General features: G+C 72.2%; 16 protein-coding genes and 1 pseudogene. 7 read left to right on the forward strand and 10 right to left on the reverse strand.

Going from position 1 to position 21,775, the window contains the following annotated elements:
• The 7 genes and pseudogenes from HUX53_RS23430 to HUX53_RS23460 all read right to left on the reverse strand — a co-directional run.
• Positions 1-903: pseudogene (locus HUX53_RS23430) on the reverse strand (hypothetical protein); the annotation flags it as partial.
• Between the two features lie 39 nt (positions 904-942).
• Positions 943-2,898, reverse strand: coding sequence for a serine/threonine-protein kinase (locus HUX53_RS23435; protein WP_176405380.1), 1,956 nt, complete (start codon positions 2,896-2,898; stop codon positions 943-945).
• Between the two features lie 51 nt (positions 2,899-2,949).
• Positions 2,950-3,756 carry a serine/threonine-protein kinase gene (locus tag HUX53_RS23440; RefSeq protein ID WP_176405381.1) on the reverse strand — a complete coding sequence of 269 codons (807 nt, stop codon included), beginning with the start codon at positions 3,754-3,756 and terminating at the stop codon, positions 2,950-2,952.
• A 40-nt stretch (positions 3,757-3,796) separates the two neighbouring features.
• On the reverse strand, positions 3,797-4,747 hold the full coding sequence (locus tag HUX53_RS23445; protein ID WP_176405394.1) for an acyl-ACP desaturase: 951 nt from the start codon (positions 4,745-4,747) through the stop codon (positions 3,797-3,799).
• Positions 4,748-4,955: 208 nt separating this feature from the next.
• Positions 4,956-5,723, reverse strand: coding sequence for an SDR family oxidoreductase (locus HUX53_RS23450; RefSeq protein ID WP_176405382.1), 768 nt, complete (start codon positions 5,721-5,723; stop codon positions 4,956-4,958).
• 103 nt (positions 5,724-5,826) lie between these two features.
• Positions 5,827-6,609 carry an enoyl-CoA hydratase/isomerase family protein gene (locus tag HUX53_RS23455; protein ID WP_176405383.1) on the reverse strand — a complete coding sequence of 261 codons (783 nt, stop codon included), beginning with the start codon at positions 6,607-6,609 and terminating at the stop codon, positions 5,827-5,829.
• A 467-nt stretch (positions 6,610-7,076) separates the two neighbouring features.
• Positions 7,077-8,198, reverse strand: coding sequence for an RNA-guided endonuclease TnpB family protein (locus HUX53_RS23460; RefSeq protein ID WP_176405384.1), 1,122 nt, complete (start codon positions 8,196-8,198; stop codon positions 7,077-7,079).
• A gap of 221 nt (positions 8,199-8,419) precedes the next feature.
• On the opposite strand from HUX53_RS23460, the gene HUX53_RS23465 reads away from it, so the two are divergent.
• Together HUX53_RS23465 and HUX53_RS23470 are read left to right on the forward strand one after the other, a co-directional pair.
• Positions 8,420-11,416 (forward strand): DEAD/DEAH box helicase, encoded by a 2,997-nt coding sequence (locus HUX53_RS23465; RefSeq protein ID WP_176405385.1) that lies wholly within the window; start codon positions 8,420-8,422, stop codon positions 11,414-11,416.
• Positions 11,416-12,204: an SWIM zinc finger family protein gene (locus HUX53_RS23470; RefSeq protein ID WP_176405386.1), complete on the forward strand. Its 789-nt coding sequence runs from the start codon at positions 11,416-11,418 to the stop codon at positions 12,202-12,204. The genes HUX53_RS23465 and HUX53_RS23470 overlap by 1 nt, the downstream gene beginning before the upstream one ends.
• Before the next feature lie 13 nt (positions 12,205-12,217).
• Here the strand turns inward: HUX53_RS23470 and HUX53_RS23475 are convergent, their stop codons facing one another.
• Positions 12,218-13,087: an alpha/beta fold hydrolase gene (locus tag HUX53_RS23475; RefSeq protein WP_176405387.1), complete on the reverse strand. Its 870-nt coding sequence runs from the start codon at positions 13,085-13,087 to the stop codon at positions 12,218-12,220.
• Positions 13,088-13,138: 51 nt separating this feature from the next.
• Positions 13,139-14,305, reverse strand: a complete 1,167-nt coding sequence (locus HUX53_RS23480) for a sensor histidine kinase (protein WP_309237393.1) — start codon at positions 14,303-14,305, stop codon at positions 13,139-13,141.
• 115 nt (positions 14,306-14,420) lie between these two features.
• Between HUX53_RS23480 and HUX53_RS23485 the strand changes: the two genes are divergently transcribed.
• From HUX53_RS23485 to HUX53_RS23500, 4 genes are read left to right on the forward strand one after another with little or no spacing between them, the layout of a single operon-like run.
• On the forward strand, positions 14,421-15,320 hold the full coding sequence (locus tag HUX53_RS23485) for an ABC transporter ATP-binding protein (protein ID WP_217919801.1): 900 nt from the start codon (positions 14,421-14,423) through the stop codon (positions 15,318-15,320).
• Positions 15,317-16,171, forward strand: a complete 855-nt coding sequence (locus HUX53_RS23490; protein WP_176405390.1) for an ABC transporter permease — start codon at positions 15,317-15,319, stop codon at positions 16,169-16,171. The genes HUX53_RS23485 and HUX53_RS23490 overlap by 4 nt, the downstream gene beginning before the upstream one ends.
• 25 nt (positions 16,172-16,196) lie before the next feature.
• Positions 16,197-16,448 (forward strand): helix-turn-helix transcriptional regulator, encoded by a 252-nt coding sequence (locus tag HUX53_RS23495; protein ID WP_309237394.1) that lies wholly within the window; start codon positions 16,197-16,199, stop codon positions 16,446-16,448.
• A gap of 23 nt (positions 16,449-16,471) precedes the next feature.
• Positions 16,472-16,999: a hypothetical protein gene (locus tag HUX53_RS23500; RefSeq protein WP_176405392.1), complete on the forward strand. Its 528-nt coding sequence runs from the start codon at positions 16,472-16,474 to the stop codon at positions 16,997-16,999.
• On the opposite strand, the gene glgP is transcribed toward HUX53_RS23500, so the two are convergent.
• Positions 16,996-19,590 (reverse strand): alpha-glucan family phosphorylase, encoded by a 2,595-nt coding sequence (gene glgP / locus HUX53_RS23505; RefSeq protein WP_176405393.1) that lies wholly within the window; start codon positions 19,588-19,590, stop codon positions 16,996-16,998. The genes HUX53_RS23500 and glgP overlap by 4 nt on opposite strands.
• A 274-nt stretch (positions 19,591-19,864) precedes the next feature.
• Here glgP and HUX53_RS23510 point away from each other — a divergent pair.
• Positions 19,865-21,775: alpha-1,4-glucan--maltose-1-phosphate maltosyltransferase (locus tag HUX53_RS23510; protein ID WP_176405395.1), on the forward strand; the 1,911-nt coding region annotated here is incomplete at its 3' end.

Consider the following 21,775-nt stretch of genomic DNA (forward strand, 5'->3'; position numbering starts at 1 on the left):
GGCCCCCGCCCAGCCCGCTCCCGCCGGTGCGCCCGCGAGCCGCAGCAGCGTCACCGCGGCGAGCGACAGGACGAGCCCGGCGACCGGCGCGATGATCACGGCGGCCACGGCGATCACCACGACCATCGCCGCGAGCAGCCGCGCCCACCCGCGCACCACCCGCATCTCGGGTGCCCTTCCCGGCTGCGGCTGTGTCCCCGGCTGCGGCTGTGGGACGGGCTCCGACGGGTCGGCCGTTCGCTCGGGTGCGGGACGGGCGGACGGGACGGCGGGAAGGTCGAGCCGGGACGCCGCCTCCGCCAGTTCCTCCGCCGCCGGACGCGCGCCCGGATCGGGATGTGAAGCGGCCTCGACCAGCGGGCGCAGGCCGGACGGCAGCACGTCGGCGGGAGCATCGTGCCGTCCCGTGGCGGCGAACGTGACCGTCGCGGCCCACGCGCGAACGTCCTCGGCGGCATCGGCAGAGGCGATCAGCGCGAAGTCGACCACGACGGGCGCGTCGTCCACGACCAGCACGGTTCCCGGCCCCAACTCGCCGTGCGCGAGCCCCGTCCGGTGGATGGCGGCGAGAGCCTTGGCCAGCCCGAACGCCATGCGGCGCAGCGCGTCCCCCGACATGGGGCCGCGCTCGGCGACCGTCTCCGCCAGCGGCCGGCCCGGGACGAACCGGGACACGACGTGCGGGCGCGGGCCGGCGGGTTCACCGTCCAGGACGTCCACCACGTAGGGGCTGAGGACCTCGCGCATCCGGCCGATGTCGGGTGCCGCCCCGGCCGGGAGCAGCCGGATCGCGACGTCGCGCCCGTCCGGTCCGGCGGCGCGGTGCACGACCCCGCCGTCGCCCAGCCGCGCCAGCAGCCGGTACGGGCCGATGTGCTCCTGATGGCTCGTCTCACCGCTCATATGGGCCGCCACCCTACCGACCCGTGCCCCCGCCGCAGGTCACATGCCGGGAATGCCGGACATGAGGTCGCGCACGTCGGCGCGCAGCCCCTCCAGGTCCTGGCTCATCCCGTCCAGCGGAGTGGTGTCGGGGGGCTGCCGCTGCGACAGCCCGACCAGCACCCCCGCGAAGATCCCGAGGACCAGGGCGCCGGCGAGGGCGGCCTCGGCGCGCGGCAGGAGCGCGCCCCAGATCCGGGCGAGCTGCCGCCGCGGCGCGCCGCTGCCCGGCGCGAGGCAGAGCAGCCCGATCACCGCCATGGACGAGTACGCGATGGCCTTGGACGCGGTCATGTCGGACTGCGCGAAGATCAGCACGCCGAGCAGGATCAGCCCCGCGATCAGGCTGAGCGACGTCCACAGCACCGTGGACATCAGCGCGCCCGGCAGGTGCAGCGGCGTCCGGACCGCGGCGCCGAGGGCGTCGCCCGAGCGGGGGCCGCGCCGGGTCTGCCGGCCCTCCATGCCCTTGGCGGCCTTGTCCGCCGCGCGCAGCACGAACACACCCGCGACGGTGACGCCGAGGGCGAGCAGCGGCGCGATGTTGGCGAACCCGAGCAGCGCCACGAGGACGATGAAGCTGAGCACCCGGTACCAGCCGTACGGCTTGCGGCGGTCGCGGTCGGCGCGTTCGCGGCCGGCGCGGGCCTGGTCGGCCGCGCGGCGCTGCGCGTCCTGCGTCTGCGCGTCGTAGGGGCCGCGCTGCAGCGCACCCGGTGGCGGTGGCTGGTTGGGCGGCGGTCCATACGGCTGCGGGTATCCGCCCTGGTCATAGGGGTCGTAGCCGCGCTGCCCGAATTGCTCGCCCGCCTTGAACTGCGCGGGCGGCGGGGCCGGCGGAGGCGGCGGCGGAGCGGCGGGCGGCAGCTGGCCGACGAAGTCGCGCGGCTGCGCCGGGACGGGAGCGGGCGACTGCATCCCGGTACCGCCCGGCGCCGGGACCCCCGTCCCGCCGGGCGTCGTGGGCCGCGCCGGGACGTCCTGGGAACCGGAGTCCTGCGGCGGCCCGGTCACCGGCATGGAGAACATCCGGGAGTGGTCGGGGGCCGGCTCGTCCAGCGACGTGCCCGCCGCCGCACCCGCCGCCCCGGCGGCGGCCGCGCCCGCGGCCGGGTAGTGCCGGTCGACGCGGGTCTGGTCGGTGATCGTCGCTTCGAGGTGGATCCGCCGGGTGAGCTGCACCAGGTTGACCGCGGTGGGACGCTCGGCCGGGTGCCGCGCCATCGCCGACCGCAGCACCGGCAGCAGCGCGTCCGGCACGCCCTCCAGGTCCGGCGTGCCCTGCATGATCTTGTAGAAGATCGACTCGAAGGTGCCGGAGCCGAACGGCGGCCGGCCGGTGGCGGCGTAGGCGACCGTCCCGGCCCAGGCGTGCACGTCGGACGGCGGGCCCGCGTCCTCGCCCTCGATGATCTCCGGGGCGAGGTAGCCGGGCGTGCCGATGACCATCCCGGTCGCGGTGAGCCGGGTCGCGTCCGCGGCCTGCGCGATGCCGAAGTCGATCACGACGGGCTCGCCGTCCACCAGCATCACGTTGCCGGGCTTCATGTCGCGGTGCACGATCCCGGCGCCGTGGATCGCCGACAGCGCCGCCGCCAGCCCCACCCCGAGCCGCTGCAGCCCCGGCCCGTAGATCGGCCCGGCGTCCTCGACGACCTCTTCGAGCGTCCGGCCGGGGACGTACTGGGTCACGATGTAGGGCTGGTCGGCGGTCACGTCGGCGTCGAGGATCTCCGCGACGTGCGGGCTGTGCACCCTGCGCATCGAGTCGACCTCGCGGGCCAGCCGGCGGCGCGCCGTGGCGTCGCCCGCGACCGCGGGCCGCAGCACCTTGATGGCCACGTTGCGCCCCTCGGGGTCGGCGCCGAGGTAGACGACGCCCATGCCCCCTTCACCCAGGGTCTGCTGGACGCTGTAGTGGCCGATTCGGTCCCCGGACGTGACGGCTCCCTCCATCGTTTCCGAAACCCTACCCTCGCCCATCCGGCCGGGAAGATCTAATCGGCATCAGGCCGCCACCGCCCCGCCGCCGGCCGGGGCGAGCGCCCCGGCGAACCAGCGCGCGCACGGGCGCCTCGCCGGGTCGCGCCGGAACGCGGCCCGCAGCAGCCCGGCCATCGGCTCGGGAACGCCGTCCAGATCGGCCTGGCCTCGCAGGATACGGAAGCACACCCCGTGCAGCGACCCGCGTCCGAACGGCGGGCGGCCCGTCGCCGCGTACGCGACGGTCGACGCCCACGAGAACACGTCCGACGCGGTGCCGGCGCGCTCCCCCTCGATCAGCTCGGGGGCCAGGTAGGCGGGCGTCCCGACGACCATCCCGCGCCGGGTGAGCTGCTCGGCGCCGGACTCGTGCGCGATCCCGAAGTCGATCAGCGTGGGCCGGTCGCCCAGCACGATGACGTTGTGCGGCGACACGTCGCGGTGCAGGACGCCCGCGTCGTGGACGTCCCCGAGCGCGAGCGCCAGCCGCCGGGCGAACCGGGCGAGCCGGTCGCCGCGCAGCGGACCGTACGCCGAGACCAGGTCGCGCAGCGGGCAGCCCGGCACGTACTGCATGACCACGTGCGGGCGCTCCGCGGTGATCGCCCCGTCCAGCAGCCGCGCGACGTAGGCGCTGCGCACCCGCGCCTGCGCCCGCATCTCCCGCGCCAGCCGGTCGATCGCCTCCTGCACCCCGGTCAGCTCCGGGATCAGCTCCTTGACCGCGACCTCGCGGCCATGAGCGTCCATGGCCAGGTACACCACCGCGGTGCTGCCCCGGCCGATCTCGTCCAGCAACCGATAGCCGCCCAGCCGTCGATGCTTCCCCATGCCCCCTTTGACGCGAGGAACCGGGTTCGCGTTCCCGCGATCAGCCCTTGCGGGCCGCCTGGCGGGCGCGGCGCTCCTCGCGGCGGGTCTCGAACTTGGTGGCGGCGGCGTCGAGCTGCTCCAGGAACTCGCCCAGCTCCTCGCGGGCCTTCTCGCCGTCGCCGGACAGGTCGGTGCGGTCGAACACGTTCCACTTGCGCAGCACCGGGATGAGCACGTCGTCGTGGTGCAGCCGCAGGTCGTAGATGCCGGCGTTGGCGATGATGACGGACTTGCGCAGGAACCCGTCGATGCTGTGGCCGGGCATCTGGAACCCCTTCACCACGTCGGTGATCGCCCGCATCGTCTCGTTCGGGGACGCGTCCAGCGCGGCGGCCATCAGGTTCCGGTAGAAGATCATGTGCAGGTTCTCGTCCGCGGCGATGCGGGCCATCATCTGCTCGCAGAGCGGGTCGCCGGACGCCTTGCCGGTGTTGCGGTGCGAGACGCGGGTGGCGAGCTCCTGGAACGACACGTAGGCCGACCCGTGCAGGATCGAGTCGCCGTGGTCGGCCTCGTAGCCGGCCTCCATGTGCCGCATGCGGGCGCGCTCCAGCGCGACCGGGTCGACCGCGCGGGTCACGGTGAGGTAGTCGCGCAGGACGATGCCGTGCCGGTTCTCCTCCGCCGTCCACCGGTTGACCCAGGTGCCCCAGGCGCCCTCGCGGCCGTACACGGTGGCGATGGCGTTGTGGTAGCCGGGGAGGTTGTCCTCGGTCAGCAGGTTGACGATGAGGGACTCGCGCGCCTCGACGCTCAGCTTCGACTGCTCGATCGACCACGGCTCGCCGTCCAGCGGCCCGTCGAAGGTGCGGCCCTCGCTCCACGGGACGTACTGGTGCGGGAACCATTCCTTGGCCATCGACAGGTGCCGGTTCAGTTCCTTCTCGACCGTCGGCTCAAGGTCGTGCAGGATGCCGGTCTGGAACTTCTCTTCGGGGGTCACGGACATGCGGTTCCTTCGCTGGGACGAGGTGGTCTTGCCGGACGTGCCGCCGCGCCTGCGGTTCGGCTGTGGCGCCCAGCAGGCCATGCACACAACCTACTCAAGCGTAGGTTACGATCGTCGCCACTCACCGTGACCCCCGTCAAGTCACCCCCGCCACAATCAACCCGCGGGAACTTTTGTAGACCTGAGCGAAAAACGGCGTGGCGTCCCGTCACCGGGTCTCGGCGGCCTGCTGCCACATGCGGTTCACGGCCGCCCTGAGCAGCGGCCTCGGGACGAGCTTCAGCGCCGGGAACGCCGCCTTGTACTGCATGCCGGGGACGCACAGCGCGCGTCCGGCCGCCACCGCGTCCAGCCCGGCCCGCGCCACGTCGTCGCGCCGCAGCCACAGCAGGTTGGCCGGAACATCGTCCTCGGTCCGGGTGAAGCCGGGGCACAGTGCCGTGACGTGGACGCCCTTGCCGGCGACCTCCGCGTGCAGGCTCTCGGAGAACGACGCCACGTACGCCTTGGACGCCCCGTAGGTGGCGCTTCCAGGCGACGGCGCGAACCCCGACATCGACGCGACGTTCAGCACCCCGCCGCGGCCGCGCGCGACCATCCCCGGCACGGCGGCGTGCGTGAGCCGCACCAGCGCGGTCACGTTCAGCTCGATCTGCGCCAGATGATCATCGAGCGGCAGCTCCGCGAACGCTCCAAAAGCGCCGTACCCGGCGTTGTTCACCAGCAGCTCGACCGGGTCGGTGCGCAGCCGCCCCTCGACCTCGGCGCGCTGCGCGGGGTCGGTGAGGTCGGCGGCCACCACCTCCACCGCGACCCGGTACCGCTCGACCAGCTCGCGGGCCAGCCCGTCCAGCAGCTCGGCCCGGCGCGCCACGATCACCAGATCGGCGCCGCGGCCGGCCAGCAGGCGGGCGAAGCTCTCCCCGATCCCGCTGGACGCACCCGTCACGAGCGCGGTTCGGTACGCGTGTCGCATGGCGGCAGATGCTATCGGCCGCGCCTCCCACGCCCCGGCAGCACACCCAAAAACACGAATAACGTTTTAGCCGTCACTCACCAGAGCACGCTCCGGAGGGTCGTCAGCGGCCGGTGAACTTGGCCTTGCCGGGGCCTTCCTCCATGAAGCTCTTCATACCGTTCGCCTGGTCGTCGGTGGCGAACAGGGCGGCGAACTGCGTCCGCTCGATCTCCAGGCCGGTGTCGAGGTCGACCTCCAGGCCCCGGTCGATGGCCTGCTTGGCGGCGCGCAGGGCGATCGCGGGGCCGCCGGCGAAGGTCGCGGCCCACTCCTTGGCGGCGGTGTAGACGGCGTCGTCCGGGACGACCCGGTCGACCAGGCCCATGGCGAGGGCCTCGTCCGCCTTGACGTGCCGTCCCGAGAAGATCAGGTCCTTGGCGCGGGACGCGCCGACGAGCCGGGACAGCCGCTGCGTGCCGCCCGCGCCGGGGATGATGCCGAGCTGGATCTCCGGCTGCCCCACCTTGGCGCCCTCGCCCGCGACGCGGAAGTCCGCGGTCAGCGCCACTTCGAGCCCGCCGCCGAGCGCGTAGCCGGTGATCGCGGCGATGACCGGCTTCGGGATGGCGGCGAGCGCCTTGGCGAAGTCCTGCAGGAGCCGCGAGTGGCCCGCCGACATCTCCGCGTAGGACATCGGGGCCATCTCCTTGATGTCCGCGCCGGCGGCGAACACCTTCTCCCCGCCGTACAGGACGACCGCGCCCACCTCGGCGTCCTCGGTGACCTGCTCGGCCGCGTCCATCAGCTCGCGCTGCATCTGGGCGTTCAGGGCGTTCATCTTCGGACGGTCCAGCCTGATCGTCGCGACCCCGTCCTCGACCTCGACCCGTACGAACTCGCCCACGGCGACCCTCCTGTGCAAACTCGGTGGCGGACGTCCCGAGCCTAACGAGAAGGCCGCCGTGCGCCTCGCCCCGGTGCGGCTCAGACCGCCCCGGGCGTGGCGGACGGATCCACGCTGACCGTGATCGTGGCGAGCAGCCCGCGCTCGAGTACGGCTCCAGCGCGGCGACCTGCTCGGCCAGATCCTCGGCGAGTAGTCCAGGTAGTACGGGCCTCGGTCATCTCCGGCGAGAGCACGCACGTGGAGGGAGCGTGTGGACGTCGGAGGCTGCTGTTGACGCGCTCCCCAGCCCGAAGGCCGGGGATTCGGCCTGTGCCCCCCGGTGGGGCGGCACTTCCGTGGCTTCCTGCTTCAACGGGCTGTGCCCCGGACCAGGGTCGGGGGTCTTACCTGCCCTCCACAGGCGTTTAAGGTCTCCGCCTCCCCCGGACACCTGGGGGTTTCCGTCCGGCGGCGACCAGAAGACATCACCCGGTGGTGATGCGGCGTCCCTCGTTCAGGATGTTGCGTGCGGCGTTGACGTCGCGGTCATGCTCGGCCCCACATCCGGCGCACGTCCAGGCGCGGACGTGCAAGGGTTTGGGGCCGTCGCGGAACCCGCACCCCGAGCAGATCTGCGAGGACGCGAACGCGCGGCCCACCCTCGCGAAGGTGCGGCCGTGCCGGGCGGCCTTGTACTCCAGCATGCCTATGAACTGCGACCAGCCCGCGTCGTGCACCGACTTGGCCAGCCGGGTGCGCGCCAGTCCCTTCACGCACAAGTCCTCGGCATAGACCGCTTGGTTCTCGCGGACCAGCATCGTGGACAGGCGGTGATGGAACTCGCGGCGCGCGTCGGCGACCTCGGCGTGGACGCGGGCGACCCGAGTGCGGGCCTTGCCGCGGTTGGCCGATCCCTTCTGCTTGCGAGACACGGCCCGCTGAACCTTGCGCAGCTTCTTCTCGGCACGGCGCAGGAACCGCGGCGAGGCGATCTTGCGGCCGTCCGACAGCACCGCGAAATGCTCCAACCCCAGGTCGATCCCCAGGCCTTCCCCAGCGCCAGTCTCGGGGAGCGGGTCGTCGGCGGCCTGGACGACGAAGGAAGCGAAATAGCGTCCGGCCGCGTCCTTGATCACCGTGACCGTGGCCGGGACCGACGGCAGCGCCCGCGACCACCTCACCTCTACCTCGCCGATCTTGGGCAGTGCGAGCTTGCCGCGCTCGGTAATGCGCCAGCGGGCGTTGGCGGTGAACCGGATCGACTGCCGAGCATCCTTGCGGGACTTGAACCTCGGTGCTCCGATGCGAGGGCGTTTACCGGCCAGTCCATCGAAAAACGCCCGGTAGGCCGCCTCCAAGTCCCGCAGCGACTGCTGCAGGACCACCGCCGACACCTCACCCAGCCAGCAGCGCTCCGGGTTCTTCTTCGCCACCGTCATCGCCGCCGACAACTCGGCCGCCTTCAGGTACGGCAGCCCGGCCGCGCGGGCGTCCTGGCGCGCCCGCAGGGCATCGTTGTACACCACCCGGGCACAGCCGAACGCCTGCGCCAAGGCCTGCCGTTGGCGCTGCGCAGGGTATAGGCGGAAGGCATATCTAAGCTGCACACTGTGATCATAGCATTACTTTACGTAGATCTTGGTCGATGGACCGCCGGATACCGCGTCTTTGCGCCGCACACACGTCTTCCATGCCGGCGTCTGAAACCAATGGACGCTGGTCACCCTGGAGATGACCCGGCCCACCCATCCCACTCAGCGGATGAGTCGACTTCTCCCCTGCCCTAGCCAACTGAGCACAGCTGACCAACCTGGTAGCTTCGGGGACCATGCTCGTCGCCCACGCCACCTGGCATGGCGGTGCGCTCTGCTTGTGGGCCGAGCGCACCGGCCCGTACGAGCCTTCGCCGGACGTCCATCCGTTCGCGACCTGCGACTTCGGCGGGACGTCGTACGAGCCGCTCGTCCGGGCGGGGCTTTCGGTCGAGCTGACGATGTCGCTGCCCACGCTCGGCGACCATCCGCTGCCGTCGGCCGAGCTGGGCCCCGAGCCGGTGCGGGACGAGCCCGAACTCCGCCCGTGGCGGGTACCGGCCCTCGTCCTCGAACCGTTCCCCGCGATGGCGCTGCTGCAGGCCGCTGAACACAGCGCCGACGTCGTTCCCGGCACCGATTTGCGGTACCTGTGCATGATCGCGGACGAGGCGGTCGATCTCACCTCGCGCGGCCACGTCCTGCCCGCGCTGCTGCGTGAGGACGGCGATCTCGTGGCGCGCTGGCGCCCGGTGGTCGACGACCCGGCGCGGTTCCCCGACCTGGCCCGCGCGATGCCCGCCGCGTGCCGGGCCGCCGACGGCGGGCGTCCCGCCGCCGAGGTGCTGCGCGAGGCGCTGTCCGGGCTGGTCGACACCGCCGTCCGGGGCGTGGTGCCGCATCCGCTGCTGGTGTCGCGGCGCAAGGAGCCCGACCGGCTGCCGCTCGCCGAACGCTGGGTGCTGGCGCTGACCGGCCCGTCCGCCGCCGTCGCCCGCGAGCCCCGCGACGACCCCGGCGACCTGATCGCCGAACTGGACGCGTGGGCCGCCGCCGCGCGCCGCCCGTCCGGCCCGCTGCGCGTCTGCTTCCGCCTCGCCGAGCCGGGCGCGGAGGAGTTCGGCGAGAAGGAGGAACCAAAAGACGACTCGTGGCGGGTCGAGTTCGCTCTTCAAGGCACCGACGACCCGAGCCTCTACGTGCCGGCCGCCATGGTCTGGGAGGGCGAGGCGACCTCGATCCCGGACGCGGAGGAGACGCTCCTCGCCGGCCTCGGCCGCGCCCTGCGCCTCTTCCCCGACATGGCCCCGGCGCTGGACGGCCCGTCCCCGGACGAGCTGGTCCTCGACACGGCGGGCGCGTTCCGTTTCCTCCGCCAGGCCGCCCCGATGCTCGCCGCCGCCGGATTCGGCGTCCTGCTCCCCCAGTGGGCGGGCAAGGCGAAGCTCGGCATGAAGCTGACCACCCGCAACGAGGACCCGGAGGCGTCTTCGGGGGCGGCGGCGCCCTCCGGCTTCGATCTGAAGGCGATGGTCGACTTCCGCTGGGACCTGGCCATCGGCGACGAGAGCATCGGCGAGGCCGAACTGGAGGAATTGGCCCGTCTGAAGACCCCGCTCGTCCGCCTGCGCGGCCAGTGGGTCGAACTGGACGAGCAGCAGCTCGAAGCGGCCCTCGACTTCCTCCGCCACCCGCGCCGGGGACGCATGACGGCCGCCGAGGCGATCCGGGCGATCGTCCACGCGGGCGACGAGTCCCTTCCGCTCGCCGAGGTCGACGCGGGCGGCCCCTTGGGCGACCTCCTCTCCGGCGAGGCCGACCGCCGCCTCACCCCCATGCGGACCCCGGACGAGCTGGACGCCGAACTGCGCCCCTATCAGGAACGCGGCCTCGCCTGGCTGACCTTCATGAACGGCTTGGGGCTAGGCGCCCTGCTCGCCGACGACATGGGGCTGGGCAAGACGATCTCCGTCCTGTCGCTTCTCGTCCACGAACGGGAGAACGGCGCCCGCCCCGACCCGACCCTGCTGATCCTGCCGATGTCGCTGGTGGGGAACTGGCAGCGGGAGGCGGCGCGGTTCACCCCCAAGCTGCGCGTCTACGTCCACCACGGGACGGGGCGGCAGCGCGGCGACGACCTCGTCGCGGCCGTGGCGGGCGCCGATCTGGTGCTGACGACGTACGGGACGGCCGCGCGGGACGCGGAGATGCTCGCGCCGATCGAGTGGGGGCGGGTCGTCTGCGACGAGGCGCAGGCGCTCAAGAACAGCGGGACGCGGCAGGCCAGGGCGGTGCGGAGCATCCCGGCCCGCACCCGGATCGCGCTCACCGGCACCCCGGTGGAGAACCACCTGACTGAGCTGTGGTCGATCATGGAGTTCGCGAATCCGGGGCTGCTCGGGCCGCGCAGCGCGTTCCGGCGGCGGTTCGCGATCCCGATCGAGAAAGAGGGCGACGAGCAGGCGGCGCTGGCGCTGAAGCGGGCGACGCAGCCGTTCATCCTGCGCCGCCTCAAGACCGACAAGTCGATCATCTCCGACCTGCCGGAGAAGCAGGAGATCAAGGTCTACTGCAACCTCACGACCGAGCAGGCGTCGCTCTACCAGGCGACCGTGGACGACATGCTCCAGCAGATCGCCGAGGCCGACGAGACGAAGCGGCGCGGGCTGGTCCTGGCGACGATGGCCAAGCTCAAGCAGGTCTGCAACCATCCGGCGCAGCTGCTGAAGGACGGCTCGCGCCTGCCCGGCCGCTCCGGCAAGCTCGAACGACTTGAGGAGATCTGCGCCGAGATCCTGGAGCAGGGCGAAAAGGCGCTCGTCTTCACCCAGTACGCCGAGTTCGGCTCGATGCTCCAGCCCTACCTCGCCGCCCGGCTCGAACGTCCCGTGCTGTGGCTGCACGGCGGGACGTCCAGGCAGGCACGCGACGACCTCGTCCAGCACTTCCAGGAGGACGGGGAACCGTCGGTCTTCCTGCTCTCCCTCAAGGCGGCCGGGACCGGCCTGACGCTCACCGCCGCCAACCACGTCGTGCACGTCGACCGCTGGTGGAACCCGGCCGTCGAGGACCAGGCCACCGACCGCGCGTTCCGCATCGGGCAGACCCGCAACGTCCAGGTCCGCAAGTTCATCTGCGTCGGGACGATGGAGGAGCGCGTCGACGAAATGATCGAACGCAAGAAGGCCCTCGCCGAGTCGATCGTCGGCACCGGCGAGGACTGGCTGACCGAACTCTCCGTCGCCGAACTTCGGGACGTCCTGCGCCTGTCCCCCGAGGCGGTGAGCGACTGATGGCGGACGGCATCAAGGCGCGCAACAAGCGCGGGTCGATCGGCACCGAGTGGTGGTCGCGCCGCTTTATCGACCTCGTGGAGTCGTTCGCCGACAAGGGCCGCCTCCAGCGCGGCCGCACCTACGCCCGCAAGGGCAACGTGTTCGACCTGCGCGTGGAGCCGTACGAGGTGACCGCGAAGGTGCACGGCTCGGCGCCCGACCCGTACGAGGTCGCGCTCGGCATCGACGCGATCGACGAAACGGACTGGCGGGCCGTCGAGAAGGAACTGGCATCCCGCGCGGTGTTCCGCGCCCGCCTCCTCGCCGGGGAGATGCCGCCCGAGATCGAGTGGGTGTTCGCCGAGCTGGGCCTCGCGCTGTTCCCCGGCTCCGCGTCCGACCTGCACCTGATGTGCGACTGCCCCGACTGGGGCGACCCGTGCAAGCACGCCGCGGCCGTCCTCTACCTGCTGGCCGAGGCGTTCGACGACGACCCCTTCCTCATCCTCCAGTGGAACGGACGGAGACGAGACCAGCTCCTGGCCGCCCTGCGCCGCGCCACCGAAACCGAACCCGACCCCCTGGAGATGGAGGACGAGCCGCTGACGGCCGCCGGCTTCTGGACGCCTCCGTCCGGCCTGGCCCGCCTCCGCGACCGTCCCCCGTCCCCGCCCGTCCCGCCGGGCTTCATCCTCCAGGTGGCCACTCCCCCGCCCATCAAGATCCGCCGCCGTGCCCTGACCGACGTCCTCGGCCCCGCGTACGAGAACCTCACTGCACAGAGCACCGACGACACCCCGGACTGACCCCTGGCCAAGATCAGGCGGCGTCGAGGACTTCGCGGAGTTTCTCGGCGAACGCGGCTGGCTGTCCGGCATGGCCGAACTCGGGGCCCAGGAAGCCGCCGTGGTGGCTCGGGAAGACGGTCGCCTGCTGTCCGAGCAGTTCGGCCGTCGCCACCGAGGTGCGTCCGGTCATGACGCCCTGGGACTCCTCGCCCACGGCGATCACGATCCGCGTGGGCGCGGCGTTGAGCGCGGCGGCGTCGGGACGGTAGTCGGTGATCGCCCACGACCGGTCGGAGAGCAGCGGGTCGTCGCGGGAGCCGTCGTCCTCGGACGGCATCCCGAACATGGCGGGATCGGGCGCAGGCTGGGCGAAGTACTCGTCGGTGAACTCGCCCTGCCAGGACGTCATCGCGATGAACGCCGCCATGCCGGCGCCCCAGCCCTTGCTCTCGTACGCGTCGCGGACGCCGGCGCGGGCGCGATCGGCGGCCGCGGCGTCGGGGAGCACGGGGGCGATCGGCGGCTCGTGCGCCACCAGGGTGGTGACGTCGCCGGGGTGGGCCGCGACGAGGGCGAGGGCGGTCACCGCGCCGCCGCTGCTCGCGAACATCTCGACCGGGCCCGCGCCGAGCGCCTCGATGACGGCGTGCACGTCGGCGGCCTGGACGTCGGGCGCGTTGTCGTGCCGGCCGTCCTTGCGGGTGCTGCGGCCGAGACCGCGCGGGTCGTAGGTGATCACGGTGCGGTCGGTGAAGTACGAGGCCAGCGTGCGGAAGCCGCTCGCGTCCATGGGCTGCCCGATCATGAAGAGCGGCGGCCGCCCGTCGGCCGTGGGCAGCGGGCCGTGGACGTCGTACACGACGTCCACTTCGGGCGTTTCGAGAGTCTTGGTAGTCGTCATGCCCATGCCGACTCGGCCCGCGACGAAAACTCATCGGCCCGGAACGAGATTTTAGAACGGCAGGTGGACGTGAACGGTGAAACCTCTCGGGCCGGGCGCGGCGGCGAGGGTGCCGCCCAGGGATTCGGCGCGGTCGCGCATGCCGCGGATGCCGCTGCCGTCCTCGGACGGTGTGCCTGACCTCGGGTCTCCGTCGTCCTCCACGCTGACCGTCACGCCGGCGTCGGTGTAGCCGATGCGGACCACGGCGGTGGACGCGGTGGAGTGGCGGGTCACGTTCGTGAGGGCTTCCTGGACGATGCGGTAGGCGGCAAGGTCGGCCTCGGCGGGCAGCGGGCGCGGGTCGCCCTCGATCTTCGTGCGGATCGTGAGACCGGCGGCCGAGATGCCGTTCGTCAGCTCGTCCAGCCGGGCGAGGCCGGGAGCGGGGGTGACCGGGGCCGCCTCGTCGACCTGGCGGAGGACGCCGAGGGTGGCGCGCATCTCGCGCAGGGTCTCCTTGCTGGCCTGCTTGATCGCGGTGAGGGCGTCCTCGGCCCGTTCGGGCTCGCGGCGCAGCCCGTGCAGCGCGGCGGCGGCCTGCACGTTGATCAGCGAGATGTTGTGGCCGAGGACGTCGTGCAGTTCGCGGGCGATGCGCAGCCGCTCCTCGACGGCGCGGCGGCGGGCCTCGGCCTCGCGGCCGCGGTCGGCGATCCGGGCGCGCTCCTCGGCCTCGCGCAGGTAGGCGCGGCGGTTGCGGACGACGCCGCCGATCGCGATGACGGCGACGAACCAGCCGGCGAGCAGGAACGACGCCGCGTCCGCGAGGTGGTTGATGTCGTCGCGGCTGTCGCCGTAGACGGTGCCGCCGATCGCGACGGCGGCGAGCAGCGCGGCCGTCGCCAGGCGCCCGGCGGCCGCGGCCGTGTAGAGCCCGATCACGAAGGTGATCATGAGGGGGCCGTCGGGGTCGGTGGCCGGGTAGTAGATGCCGCAGGCGACCAGCGTGACGGCGGCGACCGCGACCGGATGGCTCCGGCGGAAGTACAGCGCCCCACAGGCGATCACGATCAGCGCCCAGCCGTAGAGGGGCATCGTGCCGCGCTGCACGACGTGGGTCTGCAGCAGCGCGATCACGACCAGGACGAGCAGGCATCCGGCGGCCGGGAGCACGTCCGCGGCGCGCCCCTCCGGCAGCCACCGGAGCGGCCGGTCGCGTCGCTTCGCCAGTCCCACATGCCCATCCTGCCAGGGTCCGCGCGCTTGCGTGTCTGCGATGAGATGTAGTACTCCTACTATCATTGGATGTAGAGATATGGCCAAAGATCCAAGTTCCCGTATGGGGGTGCGTATGAGCGAGCCGGTGATCCGGGCGCGGGACCTGCGGATGCGGTACGGCCGCGCCGAGGTGCTGCGCGGCGTCGATCTGGACGTCCGGGCGGGCGAGGTGGTGGCCCTGCTCGGCCCGAACGGCGCCGGGAAGACGACCACGATCGAGATCCTGGAGGGGTTCCGGCGCCGCTCGTCCGGCGCGGTCACGGTGCTCGGCACCGACCCCGGGAAGGGCGGGGAGGCGTGGCGGGCGCGGCTCGGCGTCGTCCTGCAGAACTGGCAGGACCATCCGCGCTGGGGCGTCCGGCAGCTGCTCGCGCACATCGCCGGCTTCTACGCGAGGCCGCGCGACCCGGACGAGCTGCTGGAGGTCATGGGCCTCACCGCGCAGGCCGGCCAGGCGATCGGCCGGCTGTCGGGCGGGCAGCGGCGGCGGCTCGACATCGCGCTCGGCATCGTGGGCCGTCCCGAGCTGCTGTTCCTGGACGAGCCGACCAGCGGTTTCGACCCGGAGGCCCGCCGCGAGTTCCACGGGCTCGTCGAGCGGCTGGCGCGGGACGAGGGCATGACGGTCCTGCTCACGACGCACGACCTCGCCGAGGCGGAGCGGCTGGCCGACCGCATCGCGATCATCGTCGGCGGCGCCGTCACCGTCTGCGGGACCCCGTCCGGGCTGGCGTCGGTCGTGCAGGCCGCGTCGGAGGTGCGCTGGCTGGAGGACGGCGTGCCATGCCAGGAGCGCACGTCCGACCCGTCCCGGCTGGCGTTCGAACTGCACCGCCGGTTCGCCGGCCCGGTCCCCGGCCTGGAGGTCCGGCGTCCGTCACTGGAGCAGAGCTATCTGAATCTGCTCGCGGGCACGGCCGAGCCGATCGCCGGACCCGTCCGGGACGCCGAGGACGACAGGAGGGCCGCGTGAACACCCGCAGTTTGAGGATCGGAATCCGCCGGGGATGGGCGGAGCACGTGCACTTCCTGCGCAGCCGCAGGGAGCTGGTCTCCGGGCTGATCGGCACGGTGGGCGTCTACGTGCTGCTGGTCCGCTGGCAGGGCGACACCGTCGTGGAGGGCACCGGCCAGTCCCAGGCGGTCCTGATGACGGCCGGATTCATCGCGTTCGCCATGTTCTCGGCGGCGCTGATGAACCTGCCGATGGGCCTCTCGGCGGACCGGGAGGAGGGCACGCTGTTGCGGCTGCGGACGGTGCCCGGCGGCCCCTCCGCCTACCTGGTCGGGCGCGCGGTCTCGGTGCTGCTGCAGATCGCCTGCTACGTGCTGCTGATGCTGGCCGCGGGCGCGGTGTTCGCCGGGCTCGACCTGCCGTCAGCGCCCGGCGACTGGCTGGCCCTGGGCTGGGTGCTGGTGCTCGGCACGCTGTCGGTCGTCCCGATCGGCGCGGCGATCGGGGCGCTGCTGCCGGGGCCGCGCGACGCCGCGAGCATCCTGTCGCTGCCGATGATGGCCCTCATGCTCGTCTCCGGGGTGATGTTCCCGGTGACGCGGCTGCCGGAGGCCGTGCAGTGGGTCGCGCAGGTGTTCCCGCTGTACTGGCAGGGGCTCGGGCTGCGGTCGGTGTTCCTGCCCGACTCGATGGCGGTCGCCGAGATCGGCGGGAGCTGGCGCCTGCCGGAGACCGCGGCCGTCCTCGGGGCCTGGGCCGTCGCGGGCCTGCTGCTCGCCCCCTTCCTGCTGCTGCGCGCGACGCGGCGCGAGTCCGGGGCGCGGCTGGCCGAGCGGCAGGAGCGCCGGGCCGCGCAGGGCGCGTTCTGACCGGCGGCTGCGGGAGACTGTGCCGGTGGTGGCGAAGGACAAGGCGGACGGCAAGGAGCACGTCCACAACCGGATCGCGGTGCTGCGCGCCGAACGCGGCGTCTCGCGCCGCGAACTGGCGACGGCGCTCGGCGTCCACTACCAGACGATCGGGTACCTGGAACGCGGCGAGTACAGCCCCAGCCTGCACCTCGCGCTGCGCATCGCCGCGTTCTTCGAGGTGCCGGTCGAGGTGGTGTTCTCGCTGGAGCCGTTCCCCCGGCTGGGGAGCACATGATGACGGGGAGAGGGAGCACGCGGATGTTCGAGCGGTGGTCGGCGTACCGGCAGGAGGTCCTGCAGCGCGACACGCTGCCCTCCTGGTACGCCACCCGGGCCCGGCGGCGGGCGCTCGCCGCGGCCGGCATGGCGGCGGTGGCGCTGATCTGGGCGGCGACGGCGGTCTCGTGGAACCTGGCGCCGAGCGACACCGCGATGGTGGTGTCGCTGTCGCTGCTCGGCGTGTCCGTGGTGGTGATGCTGCCGGTGATCAGCCTGCTGAACATCGCGACACGCGGCACGATGTCGCTGTCGGAGCGGCTGCTGGACGAGCGGCAGGTCGCCGAGCGGGTCCGCTCGTTCACGGTCGCGCACCGGGTGATGCTCGGCGTCCTCGTCGTGGTCGCGGCCGTGGTGCTGGGCACCGACACCGAGGAGGTCCCGATGGCGGCGGTCGCGCTGGGCGTCGTCGGGCTGTTCGAGACGCACATGCTGCTGCCCGTCCTCATCGCCGGATGGCGGGCGCCCGACCCGCCGCCCGACGACGAAGAGGACGGCGCGGGCGGCTAGCGCAGGTCGCCGTTCGTCATGCCCTGCGGGGCTGGCGGCAGCGCGACCAGGCCCATCTCGGCGCGTCCCGACAGCAGCGGGTGGCTCGGCACCACGCGGACGCTGTAGCCGAACGCGCCGCTGCGCCCGAGCGGGACCCCGCCGGTGTAGCGGCGCCGCCCGTTCTCGGCCGGCTCGACCTCGTCCAGCTCCAGGTAGGACGGGTCGACGAGCGCGTCGGCGTCGTCCACCCGGCCGTAGGCGACCTCCACGGCGACGTCGTCCGGGTCGAGGCCGGCGAGGTCCACGACGACCCGCACCGCGAGCCGCGCGCCGACCTGCGGGCTCTCCTCCCCGTTGGACTCGACGTGCTCGACGGCCACGCCCGGCCACGCCTTGCGGACCCGCTGCTTCCACACCGACAGCCCGCGGGCGCCCGCGTACTTGTCGGCGACCATGGCCTGCTCGGACGCGGCGGCCGGGGTGTAGAGGTCGTCGACGTAGTCGCGCAGCATCCGGGACGCGAGGACCTTCGGGCCGAGCGTGGCGATGGTGTGCTTGACCATCTCCAGCCAGCGGCGCGGCAGGTCCGCCGAGTCGCGGTCGTAGAACGTGACGGACACGTGGTCCTCGATCAGCTCGTACAGCGCGGCGGCCTCCAGCTCGTCGCGCCGGTCGGGGCTGGACAGGCCGTCGGCGGACGGGATCGCCCAGCCGTTCTGCCCGTCGTACCACTCGTCCCACCAGCCGTCCCGGATGGACAGGTTCAGGCCGCCGTTCAGCGCCGCCTTCATCCCGGACGTGCCGCACGCCTCCAGCGGGCGCAGCGGGTTGTTCATCCACACGTCGCAGCCCTGCACCATCAGCTGCCCGAGTGCCATGTCGTAGTCGGGCAGGAACACGATGCGGTGCCGGACGTCCGCGGAGTCGGCGAACCGCACGATGTCCTGGATGAGCCGCTTGCCGCCCTCGTCGGCGGGGTGCGCCTTCCCGGCGATGACGATCTGCACGGGACGGTCCGGGTCCAGCAGGATCGAGCGGAGCCGGTCCGGGTCGGTCATCATCAGCGTGAGCCGCTTGTAGGACGGGACGCGCCGCGCGAACCCGATCGTCAGGACGTCGGGGTCGAGCGCGTCGTCGATCCAGGAGACCTCGGCCTCGCTGGCGCCGCGCTGCCGCCACGACTCGCGGAGCCGGCGCCGCGCGTCCTGTACGAGCCGGCGGCGCAGCAGCCCCCGCATCCGCCAGATCTCCGGCTCGGACACGGCGCGGACGCCCTCCCAGCCGCGCCCGGTCTCCATCACCGACGGCAGCTCGCGGGCGGTGAACTCCAGCACTTCGCGCGCCACCCAGGTGCCCGCGTGCACCCCGTTCGTGATCGACCCGACGGGGACCTCGCCGGTGTCGAAGCCGCCCCACAGGCCGCCGAACATCTCCCGGCTGACCTCGCCGTGCAGCTCGCTGACGCCGTTGACGCGCTGCGCGAGCCGCATGCCCATCACGGCCATGTTGAACACGGTGCGGTCGCCGCCCGGGTAGTCCTCGCTGCCGAGCGCGAGGACCCGGTCGACGGGGACCTGCTCCTCCTCGTTCGAACCGCCGAAGTACCGGCTGATCAGGTCGCGGGGGAACCGGTCGATGCCGGCCGGGACGGGCGTGTGCGTGGTGAACACCGTGCCCGCGCGCGTCGCCTCCAGGGCCTCGTCGAAGGTGAGCCCGTCCTCCGACACCAGCTCGCGGATGCGCTCCAGGCCGAGGAACCCGGCGTGGCCCTCGTTGGTGTGGAACACCTCGGGCGCGGGATGCCCGGTGATGCGGCAGTACGCGCGGATCGCCCGGACGCCGCCGATGCCGAGCAGCATCTCCTGCAGCAGCCGGTGGTCGCCGCCGCCCCCGTACAGCCGGTCGGTGACGTCGCGGGCCGCCTGGTCGTTGTCCTCGACGTCGGAGTCGAGGAGCAGCTGCGGGACGCGTCCGACACGCGCGATCCACACCTGCGCGTGCAGGTCGGGGCCTTTGGGGACGCCGATGGCGACGCGGACGGGCGTCCCGTCCCGCTCGCGAAGCAGCGTCAGCGGGAGCCCGTTCGGGTCGATCGGCGGGTAGCGCTCCAGCTGCCAGCCGTCCGGCGACAGCGACTGCGAGAAGTACCCGTGCCGGTACAGCAGCCCGACCCCGAGGATGGGGACGCCGAGGTCGCTCGCCGTCTTCAGGTGGTCGCCGGCCAGGATGCCGAGGCCGCCGGAGTACTGCGGCAGCGCGGCGGTGATCCCGTACTCGGGCGAGAAGTAGGCGATGCAGGACGGGCCGTCCGACCGCGCCTGGTACCAGCGCGGCGCGGTCAGGTACTCGCGCAGGTCCTCGGCGTTGTCCTGCAGGCGGCGCAGGAAGCGCCGGTCCTCCGCCAGCTGCGCCAGCCGCTCCGGCGAGACCTCGCCGAGCAGCCGGACGGGATCGTGGTGGACGGCCTCCCAGAGCGCGGGGTCCACGGCGCGGAACAGGTCGAGCGTCTCGTGGTGCCAGGACCAGCGCAGATTGAGGACGAGCTCCTCAAGCTGCCGGAGCGGCTCGGGAAGGACGGTGCGGACCGTGAAACGTCGGATTGCCTTCACACATAGCCACGCTATGCGCTCGTGTCGCCTGTGCGCGACGGCGGGGAGCCGGCCGTCACCGGGCGGAACGGTGGCGCGGCAGGGCACGGGACCGCGAAAACCCCCGTCTGCGCAGGGAGATCGGCCGTTCAGTCGCTTACTTTCCGCGTTCGCGGCACTGCGTAAAATTATTTCAAACTACGGGGCGGTAGGCCGCGGATCGGGGGCATGGGACGTTTCGGAAGTCTCGCGCGGGTAGGGGTGACACATGCACGTCGAGTCCGGAACGTCCCGTATGACCGGCATTCCGAGGCTCGGTCGCATTCCCATTCTGGACGTGGCGCCGATGGTGGGGTGTGGCCGGTGGCCGGCGAAGGCCGTGGTGGGTGAGACGGTCGAGGTGTCGGCGACGGTGTTCCGTGAGGGGCACGAGATGCTGGGCGCGGCGGTGGTGCTGCGCACGCCGGACGGCGAGGAGTTGCCGGGGCAGCGGATGTCCGAGGTCGGGGTGGGCCTGGACCGATGGTCGGCGCGGGTGACGCCCACGGAGATGGGGTCGTGGTCGTTTCGGGTGGAGGCGTGGGGCGATCCGATCGCGCACTGGTGGCATGACGCGCAGATCAAGGTCCCGCGCGGCCAGGACGTCGAACTCATGCTCGCCGAGGGATCGCTGCTGTTCGGGCGCGCGGCGGAGGCCGTCCCGAGCAAGGACCAGCCGACCCTGGACCGGCTGGCGAAGCGCCTCGGGGACGAGACCGTCCCGGTCACCGACCGGATGGAGGCCGTCACCGACCCTGATGTGGCGGACGTGCTGGAGCGTCATCCGCTGCGGGACTTGCTGACCGTCAGCGACTGGTTTCCCCTGGTCGTCCACCGGCAGCGCGCCCTGTATGGGGCCTGGTATGAATTCTTTCCCCGGTCGGAAGGGGCCACGTTCGATCCGATGGGGCGGCGGGGGCCGACCTCGGGCACGTTCCGCACCGCGATGAAACGGCTGCCCGCGATCGCCGACATGGGCTTCGACGTCGTCTACCTCCCGCCCATCCACCCGATCGGGACGACGTTCCGCAAGGGCCCGAACAACACCCTGGACGCCGGGCCGTACGACCCCGGGTCGCCGTGGGCGATCGGGTCACCCGAAGGCGGACACGACGCCATCCACCCCGACCTGGGGACCTTGGAGGACTTCGACGCCTTCGTCGCCTACGCCGCCGACCACGGCCTCGAAGTCGCCCTGGACCTGGCCCTGCAATGCTCCCCCGACCACCCCTGGGTCACCGAACATCCCGAATGGTTCACCACCCGCGCCGACGGCACCATCGCCTACGCCGAGAACCCGCCCAAGAAATACCAGGACATCTACCCCCTCAACTTCGACCACGACCCCGACGGCCTCTATGAAGAGGTCAAGCGGGTGGTGCAGCACTGGATGAACCACGGGGTCCGCATCTTCCGCGTCGACAACCCCCACACCAAACCCGTCGCGTTCTGGGAACGCCTGCTGGCCGACATCGGCGCCACCGACCCCGACGTGCTGTTTTTGGCCGAAGCCTTCACCCGCCCCGCCATGATGCACACCCTGGCCAAAACCGGGTTCCACCAGTCCTACACCTACTTCACCTGGCGCAACGCCGCCGACGAACTCACCGACTACTTCCAAGAGCTCGCCGGACCGGCGGCGGCCTACATGCGGCCCAACGCCTTCACCAACACCCCCGACATCCTGCACGAATACCTCCAGCACGGCGGACGCCCCGCCTTCGAGATCCGCGCCATCCTCGCCGCCCTGCTCTCCCCCACCTGGGGCATCTATTCGGGCTTCGAACTGTGCGAGAACACCCCCGTCCGCCCCGGCAGCGAGGAATACCGCGACTCCGAGAAATACCAGTACCGGCCCCGCGACTGGGAAACCGCCGACCGCGACGGCACCACCATCGCCCCGCTCATCACCCAGCTCAACACCCTCCGCAACACCCACCCGGCACTCCAGCAGCTGCGCAACCTGCACTTTCACCATGTCGACCAACCCGAACTGCTGGCCTTCTCCAAACGCCACATGGACGACGTGGTGCTAGCGGTGGTGAACCTCAATCCCCACCAGCCCCGTGAGGCCACCGTCCACCTGGACCTGCCCGCCCTCGGCCTGCCCGCCGACCCCCACCACCCCCACACCGTCACCGCCGACCGCGACGGCACCACCTACTCT

Source organism: Actinomadura sp. BRA 177 (assembly GCF_013372625.1).
GTDB lineage: Bacteria > Actinomycetota > Actinomycetes > Streptosporangiales > Streptosporangiaceae > Spirillospora.

What these genes read in the sequence shown, in the direction of transcription:
- HUX53_RS23450 (WP_176405382.1), bottom strand. Translation starts at nt 5,723, where the DNA reads ATGCGACACGCGTACCGAACCGCGCTCGTGACGGGTGCGTCCAGCGGG.
- HUX53_RS23470 (WP_176405386.1), top strand. Translation starts at nt 11,416, where the DNA reads ATGGCGGACGGCATCAAGGCGCGCAACAAGCGCGGGTCGATCGGCACC.
- HUX53_RS23475 (WP_176405387.1), bottom strand. Translation starts at nt 13,087, where the DNA reads ATGACGACTACCAAGACTCTCGAAACGCCCGAAGTGGACGTCGTGTAC.
- HUX53_RS23485 (WP_217919801.1), top strand. Translation starts at nt 14,421, where the DNA reads ATGAGCGAGCCGGTGATCCGGGCGCGGGACCTGCGGATGCGGTACGGC.
- HUX53_RS23445 (WP_176405394.1), bottom strand. Translation starts at nt 4,747, where the DNA reads ATGTCCGTGACCCCCGAAGAGAAGTTCCAGACCGGCATCCTGCACGAC.
- HUX53_RS23435 (WP_176405380.1), bottom strand. Translation starts at nt 2,898, where the DNA reads ATGGAGGGAGCCGTCACGTCCGGGGACCGAATCGGCCACTACAGCGTC.
- HUX53_RS23465 (WP_176405385.1), top strand. Translation starts at nt 8,420, where the DNA reads ATGCTCGTCGCCCACGCCACCTGGCATGGCGGTGCGCTCTGCTTGTGG.
- HUX53_RS23440 (WP_176405381.1), bottom strand. Translation starts at nt 3,756, where the DNA reads ATGGGGAAGCATCGACGGCTGGGCGGCTATCGGTTGCTGGACGAGATC.
- HUX53_RS23500 (WP_176405392.1), top strand. Translation starts at nt 16,472, where the DNA reads ATGTTCGAGCGGTGGTCGGCGTACCGGCAGGAGGTCCTGCAGCGCGAC.